The organism is Marinitoga okinawensis, assembly GCF_055387075.1.
This window is the reverse complement of sequence record NZ_AP042422.1, coordinates 1,732,659-1,749,104: the sequence shown is the minus strand read 5'-3', so window position 1 is coordinate 1,749,104 and position 16,446 is coordinate 1,732,659. Positions and strand designations below refer to the sequence as shown.

General features: G+C 24.8%; 11 protein-coding genes. 5 read left to right on the top strand and 6 right to left on the bottom strand.

Annotated elements, in window-relative coordinates:
- Window positions 1–61 precede the first annotated feature (61 nt).
- The 6 genes from ACZ5CK_RS08570 to ACZ5CK_RS08545 form a co-directional block, all read right to left on the bottom strand.
- A complete protein-coding gene (locus ACZ5CK_RS08570; RefSeq protein WP_464581403.1) occupies window positions 62–1,321 on the bottom strand; it encodes a hypothetical protein in 1,260 nt (419 codons plus the stop codon).
- A 13-nt stretch (window positions 1,322–1,334) separates the two neighbouring features.
- Window positions 1,335–6,413 (bottom strand): hypothetical protein, encoded by a 5,079-nt coding sequence (locus ACZ5CK_RS08565; protein ID WP_464581402.1) that lies wholly within the window; start codon window positions 6,411–6,413, stop codon window positions 1,335–1,337.
- Between the two features lie 43 nt (window positions 6,414–6,456).
- Window positions 6,457–7,152, bottom strand: coding sequence for a 6-phosphogluconolactonase (gene pgl, locus ACZ5CK_RS08560; protein ID WP_464581401.1), 696 nt, complete (start codon window positions 7,150–7,152; stop codon window positions 6,457–6,459).
- Window positions 7,139–8,650 carry a glucose-6-phosphate dehydrogenase gene (gene zwf, locus ACZ5CK_RS08555; RefSeq protein WP_464581400.1) on the bottom strand — a complete coding sequence of 504 codons (1,512 nt, stop codon included), beginning with the start codon at window positions 8,648–8,650 and terminating at the stop codon, window positions 7,139–7,141. The genes pgl and zwf overlap by 14 nt, the downstream gene beginning before the upstream one ends.
- A 4-nt stretch (window positions 8,651–8,654) precedes the next feature.
- Entirely contained in the window at window positions 8,655–9,632 is a 978-nt protein-coding gene (gene gnd / locus ACZ5CK_RS08550) for a phosphogluconate dehydrogenase (NAD(+)-dependent, decarboxylating) (RefSeq protein WP_464581399.1), read from the bottom strand.
- Window positions 9,633–9,914: 282 nt separating this feature from the next.
- Window positions 9,915–10,634, bottom strand: a complete 720-nt coding sequence (locus tag ACZ5CK_RS08545) for a hypothetical protein (protein WP_464581398.1) — start codon at window positions 10,632–10,634, stop codon at window positions 9,915–9,917.
- A gap of 63 nt (window positions 10,635–10,697) precedes the next feature.
- Between ACZ5CK_RS08545 and ACZ5CK_RS08540 the strand changes: the two genes are divergently transcribed.
- The 5 genes from ACZ5CK_RS08540 to ACZ5CK_RS08520 all read left to right on the top strand — a co-directional run bounded on the left by ACZ5CK_RS08540 (window position 10,698) and on the right by ACZ5CK_RS08520 (window position 16,438).
- A complete protein-coding gene (locus ACZ5CK_RS08540; RefSeq protein WP_464581397.1) occupies window positions 10,698–11,585 on the top strand; it encodes an RluA family pseudouridine synthase in 888 nt (295 codons plus the stop codon).
- Window positions 11,586–11,598: 13 nt separating this feature from the next.
- Window positions 11,599–12,852 carry a DUF5693 family protein gene (locus ACZ5CK_RS08535; RefSeq protein ID WP_464582985.1) on the top strand — a complete coding sequence of 418 codons (1,254 nt, stop codon included), beginning with the start codon at window positions 11,599–11,601 and terminating at the stop codon, window positions 12,850–12,852.
- Entirely contained in the window at window positions 12,831–13,631 is an 801-nt protein-coding gene (locus ACZ5CK_RS08530) for an RMD1 family protein (protein ID WP_464581396.1), read from the top strand. Before ACZ5CK_RS08535 ends, ACZ5CK_RS08530 begins: the two co-directional genes overlap by 22 nt.
- A 22-nt stretch (window positions 13,632–13,653) precedes the next feature.
- Window positions 13,654–15,825: a TIM-barrel domain-containing protein gene (locus ACZ5CK_RS08525; protein ID WP_464581395.1), complete on the top strand. Its 2,172-nt coding sequence runs from the start codon at window positions 13,654–13,656 to the stop codon at window positions 15,823–15,825.
- Between the two features lie 307 nt (window positions 15,826–16,132).
- Window positions 16,133–16,438 carry a hypothetical protein gene (locus ACZ5CK_RS08520; RefSeq protein WP_464581394.1) on the top strand — a complete coding sequence of 102 codons (306 nt, stop codon included), beginning with the start codon at window positions 16,133–16,135 and terminating at the stop codon, window positions 16,436–16,438.
- Window positions 16,439–16,446 lie beyond the last annotated feature (8 nt).

The following is a 16,446-nucleotide window of genomic DNA, read 5'->3' as shown; positions in this document are numbered from 1 at the left end:
CATAAATAAATTTCTTTTTCAACTATTTTGACGTAATTGAAAGGGAAAAGTTTAATTAGAATTATTCAGTAGATACCGTAAGATCTAAAGTTTTTATAAAATTTTGGTAATAAACAATAACTTTAAAATTATATTTTTTTTCAAAATTATTGTTTAAAGGAAGTTTAAACTTATTATTGTCTATTTTAATTTTTTGATTATCAAAATATAAATAATAATTTTCAGCATATTCTTCAGAAAGATTAGAAAAAATAATTTTTGGGTTTGAAATTTTAAATACTGCATAATTTTTTTCAGTTCCTATATAGGAAATAGAAGTTTTTACATTTGTTATATCTTTTGGGTTGTTTTTCACTGTTATATCAGTTATTCCACTTAAAAGTGTATTATTTACAATTGCTTCATAATACAATTTATATATGCCTGGTTTTTCTATAGGATCCAAAGTTATAATGCCATCTAAATAAGAATATTTAATATCCTTATAATCGCCAATGAGTTTAAAATCAATAAATTTCAAATTATAATTCTTTATTATGTTTGAATAATCATCAAAGATTTTAATTTCTTTTATTTTTAGTATGTTTTGATTTGAAGTATATATATAATCTTTATCAAAAAGTATTGATATTTTTTGTGGTAGATTAGGTTTTACATATACATTTATTTTCTTCATAATATTATTTATATTATTCGCATAAATATTTATAATATGATTTCCAGCTTTTTTTAAAATAGGAGTGTTTATAATAATCTCTCCGTTATTATTTGTTTTACCAGCATATACAGTTTTATTATTGTCAATATTATAAAAAACATCAACATTTTCAGCGGGATAAAAATCATTTTTTAATTTAATCCTTAATTTAATATCTTTTCCGGCTATTGAGTTAATACTATTTGGGCAAATAATAGAAGAAGCAACATCTTTTCCAAATTTTATTATAGGAAAAGATATATTAAAACCAACAGTCTGAACAAAATTTTTAGATATATTATAATTAATACCAAAGTTTTTAAATTCAGCTAAAAAACCTAAAGAGAAATTTTTTCGATATTTTAAATATGGATTGATATAAAAATCATTAAAATTGAGATAGGACATAACCATAATAAATGACTGAAGGTTTGTAGAACCTCCAGCTTGAATTTTTAAAGGGATATTTCCGAAATTATATCCGATATATAATTCATTTGTATTTAGTGAAGATTCCAAAGTTGAATAAACTATATTATTGTATCCGATATATACATTATTTAATTTAGCAAAAGATAATACGAATATTGATAAAAATAGCATTAAAATAATAATTTTTTTCATAATATCCTCCATTCTATTCTTCAGGGGTACTCCATCCTAATAATTTAGAATCTGTTTTTATAATATATGAATTACCGTTAATTGTATCTTTGAATGATCTAGTCTGCCCAAAAATAATATAACCACCATCATTTGTATTCAGTAGGCCATTTGCATAGTCTATATTATCACCTCCAAATTTTATTTTTTCAATAATATTAATGTTTTCATCCATTTTTAATATTTCTATGTTGTCTAATGTGTTTAATAATATTAAATATTCATTATTACTGTTTTTTATAATTTTTGAAAAATTATTTTTGTAACCATTTTCATATACTGGATCTTGTAATTCATTGAATCTATAACTGATCTTTTTTATTATCAAATCATTATTTGTAAAACCTAATAAAATCAATTCATTATTATCATTATTTATCATAGAAGTAATACTATTCATATCATTAAAAGATTTTTCAAATTCTGTATTGAGATCTAAGTCGGTTTTTATTATATAACCTTCACTATTTTTTATACCGCCTAATAAATACTTATACTTACTATCATCATCATAAATTTTTATTATAGAATTTATGGTAAAGTCTGGAATATTTAAAGATTTAATTATAGATAAAGAATTATCTAAAACATAAACTTCCCCATTATTAGAATTAGTGCCATATATAATATATTTATTTAAATCCTTCATATATCCTGAAATATTCATAATAATTGCTGTTGTAGTAGCTGTTTTGAAATTTAAATTAGAGTCATATTCTTCAAATTCTAAATTATTGTTATTATTGCCAATTAATACTAAATTATTACCATTTACATCAATGAAATAAGGTGTTATATTGATAGTAGCTGATGAGTTTGTAGTTATTTCTGTTCCTGCGTTATCAAACTTTGTTAGGTAATAAATATTATCTTCTCTTATAATAGAGAATATTTCATTGTTTTTTTCTATAATGTTTATTACTTCATCATTAGACGAGCTGTCTTTTTCAATAGTAAAAATATTAGTATCTATTTGTGGCGTCACATAATTTATATAAGATTCGCTGACACCTTCTTTTTCATCAATGGATCGTACTTTAAAATAATAGGTTGAATTTGGCAATAAACGCGAAATATACTTTTGTGTCAATTCTGTATTATATAAAATTGTACTATAATTTGTATCGTTATTATAGGAACTCAAAAGGTCATATGTAATATGTTGATTTTCAGGATCCACCGAGCTCCAAGATAAATAGAACTCTAACTTATTTAAATCAGATACTGAAATGCTTGGATTGGTTGGAGGACGATTAGTGGTAAAAGATAAAATTCCAGAATCTGTTTCGCCACCGTAACTATCTTTTGCAATTATTTTCCAATAATAAGTTTTTCCACTTTCCAAATTATTGATATTAAATGATGTATTAGTATAATTGTTTTTTATTAAAGATAAATTATCTAACGAAGAGCCAAAATAAATATCATATGATAAATTATCTCCATCAAAATCAGTAAAAAACCATTTTAAAGTAAGATCTTGTTCAACACCAATAGAATAATTTTTTGGATAAAACTTTTCAATATCATACATTGGTAAAGCATTAGTTTTAAAAGATTTTATATCAGAATATGCAAAGGATCCTTTATCATCTTCAGCCTTAATTTTCCAGTAATATGTGGTATTATTTTCTAAATTATTTAGAGAAAACTCTTTGTTTAAAGTTGTTCCAATAACAGATAAGTTATTTATATTTTTTCCTAGATATATAGTGTACGATAAATCATCCCCATCGGGATCATAAGCATCCCACTTTAATTTTTCTCCATTATTCATATGGTTTGAATCACATGAATAAGTAAGAGAATTATCATATATTATAGGTTTTAATGTAGTAGTAAAACTTAATTCTGTTGATGCAGATGATCCTTTATCATCATTGGCTATAAAAATAAGTTTATATGTTGAATTACTATCAAGGTCAAGAATGTAACTTTGATTATTTGTGTTAAAAGATTTAATAAGTGAATTGTTATTATCATATAGATCGATGGAATAGTTTAATTTGTCATAATCTTCATCAGATGCATTCCATTTTAATAAATATTTTAAAGAAATATCAGTTGAGTTATCTGTAAGGTTAATGGAATTAATTATAGGTTTATGTGTTGTAGTAAACTTCCTATATTTAGTGGATGTGACGCCATGCATTTCATCTTCTAATACCATTTTCCAATAATAAGTTTTTCCTGGTAATAATTTAGTTTTTATAGTATATTCTCCTTGAGATTGAGCATTTGAAATAAATTCTTCAGATAAATCATCTATATTTTCTCCGAAATATACACGTATATTAAACGAAGAGGAGTCAAGATCTTCAGCATACCATATTATTTTTGGATTTAATGATAAGTTATTTTCATTGTCACGAGGGAAATAATCTTGTATTAATGGCGGCTGATTCACATTTATTTCTAATTTTTCGCCCTTTATGGAAAATCCGTTTTCATCGTATGCTTTTATATATAAGTTATATCTTCCACCTTTTTCAAAATTTAATATAGCATAATTTTCAATTAAATTAGTAGCTATTTTGGTATCGATATTATATTTATTTATATATACATCGTAATATTTTGCACTATTGCTGTTTTCCCAATAAAGATTAAACATATTCGGGTATTTTTCTTCTGATAAAGTATATTCTTTCGATGGTATAAAATAATCATAAATTTTTGTAATGTTAGGTTTTGTTAAATTAGAGTTAGCAGTTTTAAAAGTAGCTTCTTTAGAAATAACCGTAGCGTAATTACTATCTGTTACCAATATTTTCCATGAATAATTACTATTGGGATTTAGATTATTAATTACATAATGTGTATTGGTAGTAGTTCCTACTTTAGTTTCATTCAAAAATATTTCATATTGAAGTTCATCATTATCTATATCCTGAGCATTCCATTCTAATGTAGCTGATGCTGAAATATTTGAATTTGATATAGGAAACATTAATGTAACTGTTGGTTGATTAGTAGTTTTAAAATAATATTTTTCAGAAACAGTTGATGCATAATTGCTATCTGTAGCGATTACTTCCCATGAATATTGAGTGTTTGGTAGCAAGTAATCGTTATATTTGAATTCTGTTGAATTCAAAGTATATGAAATAGTAGAATTTTCAGTGTATAAATTAAAAGTATATTTTAAATTGTCATTATCAGGATCAAAAGCATCCCATTTAAAAATAGTTTTTAACGAAGAGTTAGTATAATTATTATTTGGTAAAACCAAAGAAATATTAGGTTTTTGTGTTGTAGTAAAATAATTGATACTTGATTCAGATGAAGCTAAACAATTATCAAAAGCAACAACCTTCCATTTATATTTTGTGTTAGGATTTAAAAATTTATTATATTCATAAGTATTATTAGTTAAAGTAGCTATTAATGTTAGAGGGTCATTTTCTTTTGATAAAAACAATTGATAATAAGATATATTATCATCGCTAAATTCCCAACTAAATGTTGGTTTTAAAGAAATATTTGAAGAATTGTCTTCAGGGCTACTATTCAAGAAAACAGGTTTTTTATTTGTTGTAAAAGTTGCGATAGTGCTCAATGATGTAGCGTTTTCAGAATCAATAGATTCAACTTCCCAATAGTAAGTTTTTCCGTAATCTAAATTTTTTAAAGTATAATAATTGTTTTCAGTAGTTGCAATTAAATCAAGATTATCAATAGTATTTCCAAAATATACATTGTATTTTATGCCATTATCAGGATCAAAAGCATTCCAAGATAATGTAGCTTCTTTTGTAGGAATATTGATAATATTATTTGGATATAAGTTATATGGCGAATTTGGAGGTAAATTTGTTCTAAACTTAATAGGATTACTATATGTTATATTACCTTTTTTATCATCTGCAGAAATGATTAAAGCATAGTATGAACCTTTTTCTAAATTAACTCTTATTGACGTACTATATATGGTCACGTTGTATAATAAATCTTCATCAAAATCAATATATGAAATATCTTCATTTTTCTGTATTTTTTTAATTTTAACCACAAAGGATAATTGATCATTGTCTATGTCAGTTGCATTCCATGTGATTAGTGCATTTTCAGGAACACCAATCGCATAGTTTTCTATCTCCGTATTTTTTTGTGGATATGTTATTTCTATTTCTGGTTTGTATGACGTTGTAAAAGATAAGATATCACTTTTAACATTGCTATTTTTATCTATTACTTGCCAATAAAATGTTGTGCCAGAAGGCAAAGACTTTATAGTATAAGAATTTTCAGAAGTTTCTATTCGCTTGTAATATTTATTATCATCTAATAAATTGTTATTTGTTGAAAATAATAATATGAAATTTGAAGAAATTGAAAAGTCCCACTTCAATGTGACTTCGTCGGTAGGAATACTTTTTTCATTATTTGAAGGGTAAAAATTACTAAATTCTAAATTTTCAACATTAATAGTTAAAGTTTTTTCGTTTTTTTCATTTAATTTATCATATGCTATTAATTTAATATAATAAACCTTGCCTCTCTCGAGGTTGCTTATGGAAAAGGTAGTTCCTGTTCCTTCATATAATTTTATTGGATTAGAAAAATTTGGGTCTTCACTTATAAATAATTCATATTTTTTTATTCCATCATTATCTGTAGCATTCCAAGATAGATTGATGGAATTTTTATATGTGATATCTTTGTTTAAAGAAAAATTGACTTTTGGTATGTCTGTAGTTTTAAATGTATATATATCGGAATCTGTATAAACATTTCCTTTTATAGTTCTTATTTTTAAATAATATTCTGTTTCTGGTTCTAAGTTTTCAATTCGCACAGATAGATTGGATGTAGATATTTTGTTGTCCAATAAACTTTTTGATTTTCCATAATAAACTTCAAAATAAAAATCTTTGGAATCAATATTTCCTTCTAGATTCCATAAAACATCAATTTTTGTAGGTAAATCATTAGAAATTTCTTTATTTGGATAGGTTAAAATAGCCTTAGGTAATTTAGGATTTAAAATACAAGAACTTAAAGAAGATATCAATAGAAATGCTACAAATATATATAATAAAGTTTTTTTCATTCTATCACCTCGGTAAATTATTCTATATGAGGTGATAAAATTCTTAAATTTTTGAGATAAAATATAATAAATTTTCTTTAGCTTTTACCATTGAAGTAGGATAAAACTTTCCTTCAAAAATTTCTTTTAAAATTTTTATCTTTTTTTCTCCGGATAATAGAAACATAATATTTTTACTATTATTAATGGTCTTATATGTGAATGTTATTCTTGGGATTTTCGGAGTTGCATGTTTAGGATAAGTTATATCAACATAATTGTTGTTTGAAACTGGGGTATCTGGGAAGATGGAAGCTGTATGTCCATCGTTTCCCATACCCAATAATAACAGATCAAGTGAAACTTCTTTTTTTATAAACCTAAAAAAGTTTATTATATCTTTTTCGTATTGTGCAGCACATTTCTCAATAGAATATATTTCTGTTTTAGGTCTGAAAATATTTTTTTCTGGTATATTAATTTTTGAAAGTAGCAATTCGTTAATCATCTTAAAGTTGCTATTATTATCTTTTATGTTTACATATCGCTCATCACCTAAAAAAATATATACATTATGCCAATTTATTAAATCTCTGTATTGAGAAGAAAGGAATTGATACAGTAGCTTTGGGGTGTTTCCGCCAGATAAAGCTACTGTAAACAAACCATTCTTTTTTATATAATAATTATAGAAATTATAAAAAGTTTTAGCTGCATTATAACTCATTTCATTAATATTATCATATTTAAATATCCTCATAATTCCTCCATTTCCTATTATCTTTTTCTATTAACCTATTAGATTCTTTTGGACCCCAACTTCCAGATGGATAATAATATAATTCTATTTTTTCATTTTCCCATTTTTCTAAAATAGGAGTGACTAATTTCCATGATTCTTCCATTACATCGTTTCTAACATACAATGTTTGATCTCCTAATAAAGCATCTAATATTAATCTTTCATATGCATCTTGGGGTTCGTAATTGAAGAAATTTTTATATTTAAACTCCATATTTAATGTATTTATACAAATTTTAGAACCTGGCTGTTTAGCTTGCAATACTAATTTAAATCCTTCATCTGGTTGAATCCTTATAACTAAAGCATTGGGTTCTATTTTCACTGGATAGAAATCTGAAAATATAGAGTGAGGTACATCTTTAAATATAATAGATACTTCAGATACTTTCTTTTTTAATCTCTTACCAGTTCTTATATAAAAAGGAACTCCACTCCATCTCCAATTATCAATTAGCAGTTTTACAGCGATAAATGTTTCTGTTTTTGAATCTTTTTGAACTTCATCAATATATGATTTTTTTAACTCTCCATTGATATATCCATCTGTATATTGTCCTCTTATAATGTAATTGTTTAGGTTATCTAAATCAAAAGGCCTAATAGATTTTAAAACTTTTATTTTTTCATCATGTATCATATCCGCATCAAGTGATGCAGGGGGTTCCATAGTAATTAATGTTAATAATTGTAAAATATGATTCTGAAACATATCTCTTAATAATCCTGCATTATCAAAATATCCAATTCTATTTTCCACACCTAAATTTTCTGCAACAGTTATTTGAATGTGATCAATATACTTGTAATTCCAAATGGGTTCAAATACTATATTTGCAAATCTCATCATTAATATATTTTGTACTGTTTCTTTACCCAAATAATGGTCTATTCTATATATTTGCTTTTCATTTAAACATTTATGTAATTCATTATCTAAATTTTTTGCACTATTCAAATCATTGCCAAATGGTTTTTCTATAATTACTCTTGAATAATTTTCATATTCTTGATTTAAATCGAATTTTCCTAAATGTCTGATAATTGGTAAATATATATGGGGAGGCGTAGCGAAATAAAATAATCTATTATTTTTTGTATTATGTTTTTCATCTAAAATTTCTAATCTTTTTTTTAAGTTTAAATATAATTCATCATTATCATAATCACCTGATAAAAAATATACATGGTTTAAAAATTTTGATATTAATTCATTATTACCCAATGATTTCCTTATTTTTTCTTTAAACTCTTCATCGCTATAATTTGTTCTGCCGACCCCTAATATATAGAAATTTACTAACTTTCTATTTTTAAGCAATTTAAAAATTGAAGGGAAAAGCTTTCTAAAACTTAAATCTCCAGAGGCACCGAAGATAATAATTCCTGCAGGATCTGGAGTTGGATCTTCGCAAAGTTCTACAATAGATCCTAATTTATTTTCTACAAATCCCATATAATCACCTTCTAAACTTTTCGTCAGGATTTGCAGCTTGAACTTTTCCAGCACCTGCAATATTCTTTTTTACATCTTCTGATTTTTTGTACACAGCATGTCCCCCAAATTCCCTTCTAAGAGCTGCGACAACTTTATCAGAAAATACATCTTTTTGCCTTGACTGGAATCTTTTAAACAACGAATTAGAAATTATTGGGACAGAAACACCACTTTCTACAGCTTCCAATACTGTCCATCTAGCTTCTCCTGAATCTTCCACATAACCCTGAATTTCGTCTAAATTTCCATCTTCTTTAAATGCATTTTCTAATAATTCAAGTAACCAAGATCTAATTACGCTACCTTGATTCCATAAATGAGCTACTTTATGTAAATCTAAATTTTCTCCATATTTTGATGCTTTTAAAAGTTCAAAACCTTCTCCATATGCTTCCATTAATCCGTATTCAATGCCGTTATGTATCATTTTAACGAAATGTCCAGCACCCGTAGGACCACAGTATAGATACCCATCTTTTGGTGCCAAAGTTTTTAAAATTGGTTCTATATAATCAAAAATTTTCTTTTCTCCACCAACCATTGTACAATACCCTTCTTTTAATCCCCATACGCCACCTGAAACTCCAGCATCCATATAATGAATACCATATTTATTTAATTTTTTAGCTCTTTTCAAATCATCTTTATAATAGCTATTAGCACCATCAATTATGATGTCACCTTTATCTAACAATGGAATTAAATTATCAATATTATTATCTGTTACTTTGCCAGCAGGTAACATAAGCCAAATAACTCGTGGTGTGTCTAATTTTTCTATGAATTCTTCTAAAGAATATGCACCACTAAGTCCTTCCTCTTGCATTTCTTTAACTTTTTCTTTGGTTCTATTATATACAACTATATCATGTCCACCTTTAAATAATCTTCTGGCCATGTTTTTACCCATTCTACCTAAACCAATAATACCTATTTTCATGATATCACCTCTCCCATAATTTATAATAAAATTTATAATAATAAATTTTAGACTGTTGACAAAATAAAATATGAAAAAATAATATGAGAGAATCCTTGAAAATTCCCGAAAAAATATGAATGAAGCCGGATAAAATCACATGGATGTGATTTTAAGCGAAGCCAATCAGGATGTGCGTCTGAGCGCCCGGCGAGAATGAATATTTTTGAGGATTAGAATTTTTACCGGATGAACGAATATTATTTTAAATATTTTATTTTGACTTTGTCTATAAACTGAAATTTATAATAATAAATTTTTTAATATTTCTCTATATCTATCATTAATAATAATTTTTCCTTTTTCGCCAAAAATAATTTTTTCCTTATTTTCTGGTGAATTTCTTGATATTGCACTAGTAAATGCAGACACAGATCGAGTATCTTTTAAACTTAAATTTTTTATTAAATCATCTTTAGTACTTCTACCATTTATTACAATATATTTTAAAAATTCCTTGGTAGAATCAGTTAATGAATTAATTAAACCTTTTAACTCTTCTTCAGTCCATTTTTCCTCTGTTATATTTGAGCCATATATTAATTCTTTAAAATATTTAATACGTTTTGAAATATCATCAGATAATATTCCAAAAAGATATTCTGTTGGTAAATTTCCATAATCAATTAATTCAATTAATTCTTTTAATATTGGTTCCATATATATTATACCTTTATTAAGACCAAAAATATCCAAATTAATCTTTTCATTACCATATATTAAAATTCTCTTTTCAATATCAATAGATATTCGTAATCGGTTAAATAATGATATAATAAACAATGATAGAAATTTTTCTTCAACTTTTTGAGAAAATGTTTCTGACTTTAAAAAATCTAGAATTTCATAATAATCAGATTTTGTCGATAATTTATCAAAAATTTCAGTTTTTAATTTCTTTTCTTCATTTAAGATATTTTCACCTAAAAAAGTATATAATGTTTTCAAAATTTCTTTATACAAAGCCATCACCTCTTTATAATTTTATATTATATTATATATTATATCAAAAAAAGGAGTGTTTATATGCAAAAACATAAAATTGTAAATGAAAAAAATTATTATAAAAGATTAGATAAATTTTTAAGAAATAACTTTGATAATTTAAAATTGGGATTTATATATAAGCTCATTAGGAAAGGGTTTGTTTATGTAAATGGAAAGAGAGTAAAAAAACAAGAATTTGAGTTAAATATTGGAGATGAAATTGAGATAAGATATAAAGGACCTCTTGAAGAAAGAAAAAGAGAAAATAAAATTTTACCTAGACCGCTAAATTTAGATATTATATTTGAAGATGAAAAAATAATAGCTATTAATAAACCAGCAGGAATTTCGGTTCATCCTGGTAGAAACGAAGAAAAAGTTACTGTTATAGAAGGGTTGTTATACTATGCAGGTGGAAGATTTGAACCACATTTAGTTCATAGACTCGATAAACATACTTCAGGCGTTTTAGTAATAGCAAAGAATAAGCAAGTATCTAGAGAACTTACGGAAATAATAAAAGGTAGGGATATAACAAAAAAATATCAATCATTAGTTTTAGGAAATTTACATGGAGAACATAATAAATTAGAAAGTGTTTTAGAAGATAAGAAAGCAATATTGTATTATGATGTATTAAATAATTATAAAATAAGAGATATTAATTTGACATTAGTTGACATAGAACTGAAAACTGGCAGAAAACACCAAATAAGAAAACAATTTGCAGATATAGGATCACCAGTTGCAGGAGATAATAAATATGGAGATTTTGAAATTAATAGAGAATTGAAGAAATTAATAGGGTTAAAAAGATATTTTTTACATTCGTACTTTTTGGAATTTACCTATAAAAACAAAAGATATACGCTTATATCAAATTTAACGGATGATTTGAAAAAAGTTTTAGATAGATTGGGAGAGTGATTTTTTGAAAAATATGAAAAAATATATACATTGGAGTTTTATTTTGTACTCTTTTGTAGTGTTTATTTATATTTCGTTTAATGATTACAAATATTTAGAGAGTGGATATCATATTATAGATAATAATAAATTAAAAGAACAATCAATTATGATTGATAACAAGGTAATTAAATATTATAATTATAATGATTATGTTTTAATTAGTGAAAATTCTACTAATATTGAATTAGAGGATTTTAGAAAGTTTGTTAGAAAATTTAACAATATAATTGTAGCAGAATTTTCTGATTTTGGATATCTATTTGATAAATATAAAATATATCTTGATGAGCAAGAACTAATGAAAATAAGATATGCCCATTATATTAAACCCAAAGAAATAGATAAATATAATTTAATTCAAATAGTACAAAGGTTTTGGAGAGCTTATAATGAAAGAAGAATAAATATTTTTTATATACCAAATCATAGTAAAAGAAATAAAATAATAGATGCAATAAAAGAAAGAATGCCAAATTATAATGAAAAAATTCCTTTGATAAAAGCACCAACTATAAATATTAGTATATTATCAGTTTTGATGATTTCAATATATATATTAACGATAAGTCCTATAATATCAATATTGTATATATTATTATATGTTTTTTTGAATTCATGGTCATATGTATTTATTGCAATAGTTTTTTCTTTTGTTTCGTGGATAAAGTGGAAAAAACATACAAATATTCTAAAAGCAGTATTCCTAAATATTATTTATGGAATATTGGTTTATTCTACAGGATATACATATTTATATATTTATAAAATATCTGTAATAAGAGGAGTTAAATTATTATTAGTAACATTGCCATTTGTTTTGTTTTTGGTTCAAATAAAAAATTTTAAATTAAGAAAAAAAGATATAATTTTATCAAGCATTTTTCTTGGAACAATAGCTATTTATTATCTATTAAGAAGTGGAAATTTTGGTTTTTCAACAATGTTTGAAAGAAATATAAGAGATTTTCTCGAAAAAACATTAATAGCCAGGCCTAGATTCAAGGAACTAATAGCTTATTTGTTTGTTTTTATTAAACCACCATCTAATTTTTTTGAAATATTTTGGAATATAGGGCAATCCATAATTTTTGTTTCAATATTAGATACATTTTTGCATATTCAAACACCAATATATTTAGGAGTTTTAAGAACTATAAACGCATTTATTATTGTATATATTATTTACATCCTTGGAGGGATATTATGGAAAAAGAAATCAAAGTAAAAGCGTTTGATGCTGGTGAAAATATTGATATTCAAATAATTGCTGCTAAATTGCAATTACCAATAGTTACAAAATGGGAAATGCCACTTATATTAAAATATAATCAAAAAGATGTTCATATATATCAATTTGGTTCTTTTGTTTTCTATGATTTTACAGACAAAGAAATAAAAGATTTTATAGATTATCTTGAAAAATTGTTGGAAAAAGAGTTTAAGGTAAAAATTGAAGACGAAATTTATATAAAAATAAATGATAATATAAAAAATAATTTTTATATAGATTATAATACAGAAACACTCTATATAAAGGATGAGTTTATTACGCCTGATATGTTATCTTTAATTTCTCTAGCAATTTCTCAAAGCGTTGCTCTTGAAAGATATGAACAATTATCAGATGACTTGGAAGAAGATATAGAAGAGACTATAGATAAATATAATAGGTATAAGCATTTTCTATCAATAATGAGAAATTTAGCAGTAGGGAAAGCATTAAAATTGATAAAAACAAGACATGAAATAGTCTCAGATATTATGATATTGGATAAACCTTCTATAACATGGGAGTGGAATATATATGATGAACTTTATGAATTATTAGCGAGATTTTTTGAATTAAATAGAAGATATAGAATATTATCACATAAATTAGATAGTGCCTTGGAAAGTTATACAGTTTTAAATGAAATAAATGAAGGGTCAAGAGCTAATTTCTTAGAATTATTAATAGTAATTCTAATTGTTTTTGAAATAATAATGGCATTTTTGCACATATAATATATAAAGAAAGGGTGATACAGTGAAAAAGGCAAAATTAACTGAAATTACAACTCTATATAGATTCGGTATTCCTTTTGAAACTGATGCAACCGTTTTCAAGAAAAATGATCTTACTTTTAAAAAATGTGAAAAAATTGATTATTTTTCAATCACAGAAAAAGAAAATAAAATTATATTAACTCTCAAATTATTTAAGGATGATAAAGTTTATGGTTTAGGTGAAACTTTAGGTTCTTTAAACAAAAGAGGTAAAGTATATAAATTATATGCAACAGATGATCCTATACATACACCAGAAAAAGACGCATTATATGGGTCTCACCCTTTTGTTATAATAAGCAATAAATTTGGTTTTTTTATAGATTACCCAGGTGAAATGATATTTGATATTAGTTATACAAAATTAGATAAAATGATTATTACAATTAACTCAAATAATTTTGATATTTATATTTTTGATACTAAAAAAGATGTTGAAGTTATTCGTGAATATTTAAAATTAACAGGAAAACCATATATTCCTCCAAAATGGGCCTTTGGATATCAACAATGTAGATGGAGTTATCCAGATGCTGAAACCATTAAAGAAGTAGCAAATAACTTCAGAAAAAGAAATATTCCTTGTGATGCAATATATATGGATATAGATTATATGGAAAATTATAAGGTATTTACTATTGATGAAAATAAATTTCCTAATTTTCCAGAATTTGTTTCTGAAATGAAAAGCATGGGATTTAACTTAGTACCTATAGTAGATCCTGGAGTGAAAATAGAAAAAGGATATGATGTATATGAAGAAGGAATAAAAAATGAATACTTTTGTAAGGATGAAAATGATAAAAATTTTGTAGCCACAGTTTGGCCTGGATACACGCATTTTCCTGATTTTTTAAATCCAGAAGTTAGAAAATGGTGGGGTGAAAAGTACAAATTATTTACTGATTTAGGAATTACAGGTTTTTGGAATGATATGAATGAGCCTTCTATTTTCTTCGTTCCAAAAACATTGAAAGAATATTTAAAAAAAGTTGATAAATTAAAAGAAAAAGAAGTGGGGTTAGAATTTTTTATGATAAAAGATGAAGCCGTAAGTCTATCTAATAGAAGAGAATATTATAAAAGTTTTTATCATAATACCCCTCAAGGAAAATATTCGAATGATGAAATACATAATTTATATGGGTATTATATGACGAAAGCAACAGTAGAAGGATTTGAAAAAATAATTCCAAATAAAAGATATTTATTGTTGTCAAGAAGCAGTTATGCTGGGCATCATAGAATTGCAACAATTTGGATGGGCGATAATATGTCCTGGTGGGAACACATGTTAGTAAATATCCGAATGTTGCAATCATTAAATTTATCAGGATTTTTCTATACAGGTGCTGATATAGGGGGATTTGGTTCTAATACTTCTCCTGAATTAGTTATTAGATGGATGCAATTAGGAGTATTTTCACCTTTATACAGAAATCATTCAGCATTGGGCACAAGACATCAAGAACCTTGGGCTTTTGATGAATATACTGAAGAAATATTAAGAAATACTATTAAATTAAGATATGCCTTAATTCCATATTTATATTCGGAATTTTTTAATTCTGTTGATAGTTTAATCCCTTTTATTTCACCGTTATTTTTGTATTTTAATGATGAAATATCAAAAAATATTGAAGATCAGTTTATGGTAGGAAATTCTATAATGGCGACCCCTGTTATACAACCAAATGCAAAAGGTAGATATGTACATTTACCAGAGCATAAATGGTTATACTGGAAAGTATCAAATTATAAATATAGAAATGTCAAAGTTTATGAACCTGGAGATTATTATATTGATGCTGATTTAAATGAAATTCCTATGTTCATAAAAGAAAATTCATTAATAGTATTAAATGAAGAAGAAATAAATTACATAAATGAAAAATCAATAAAAGAATTAACGGTAATTGGTTTTGTTACTGATAGTGGAGAATTCACATATTTTGATGATGATGGAGAAACATATAATTTTAAAAATGGAAAATATGTGAAAATAAATATATCGGTAAAGAAAATAGAAAATGGATATAATTATGAAATAGAAAAAGATGAGTCAGAAGATTTTGTGAGTACAATAGAAATAATAAAATTTGAAATATATGATGAAAAAGGTGAAAAATATACAGAAGTTTTAGAAATATAATAATCTCTCTGGAGTTTCCAGAAAGATTTTCTATTTTATACGCTGTTTAAAATTAAAATAAATAAACCTCATTCCTGTATTTAACATCAAAAATAGTATTACTGCTTTTTTCAAAATCTTTTGATTGTTTTATATTATTTTTTGATCATCTGATATATTAATTATAAATTTAAATATCGGAAATATAAAGTAAATTTCTTTTATTATTATTGATTTTTTTTAATATTTTGATATAATCAAAAAGCGGAAAATTTAAATAATATTAAATATACATGATCAAGCTTTTGTTAAATGAAAGGGGGATTAAATGAATTTAATAAGTAAAATTATAAAAGTGAATTTAGCTATAATATTATCAATAATATCTATTGTATTAATTTTTCAAATAATTTCAATTTTTAGTCTTATAGGCGGAGAAAAGGTTTCATTATCAGAAAACAAAATTATAAAAGATATAACGGATAATTATATGCAAATTGAATTTTATTTAAAAAAAGCCAAAAAAGGTGAAAAGATTGATATAAATGGGGTAAATAGATTATTTGAGAAAATAGAAAACTATAATAGTGCTTTAAAACAAGATATTCAAAAATATACTAAAGAAAATAATTAATAAAATCC

Excerpts from the sequence above, each read along its gene's own strand:
- pgl (WP_464581401.1), bottom strand. The coding sequence starts at position 7,152 with ATGAGGATATTTAAATATGATAATATTAATGAAATGAGTTATAATGCA.
- ACZ5CK_RS08540 (WP_464581397.1), top strand. The coding sequence starts at position 10,698 with ATGCAAAAACATAAAATTGTAAATGAAAAAAATTATTATAAAAGATTA.
- gnd (WP_464581399.1), bottom strand. The coding sequence starts at position 9,632 with ATGAAAATAGGTATTATTGGTTTAGGTAGAATGGGTAAAAACATGGCC.
- ACZ5CK_RS08530 (WP_464581396.1), top strand. The coding sequence starts at position 12,831 with ATGGAAAAAGAAATCAAAGTAAAAGCGTTTGATGCTGGTGAAAATATT.
- zwf (WP_464581400.1), bottom strand. The coding sequence starts at position 8,650 with ATGGGATTTGTAGAAAATAAATTAGGATCTATTGTAGAACTTTGCGAA.
- ACZ5CK_RS08565 (WP_464581402.1), bottom strand. The coding sequence starts at position 6,413 with ATGAAAAAAACTTTATTATATATATTTGTAGCATTTCTATTGATATCT.
- ACZ5CK_RS08520 (WP_464581394.1), top strand. The coding sequence starts at position 16,133 with ATGAATTTAATAAGTAAAATTATAAAAGTGAATTTAGCTATAATATTA.
- ACZ5CK_RS08535 (WP_464582985.1), top strand. The coding sequence starts at position 11,599 with ATGAAAAAATATATACATTGGAGTTTTATTTTGTACTCTTTTGTAGTG.
- ACZ5CK_RS08570 (WP_464581403.1), bottom strand. The coding sequence starts at position 1,321 with ATGAAAAAAATTATTATTTTAATGCTATTTTTATCAATATTCGTATTA.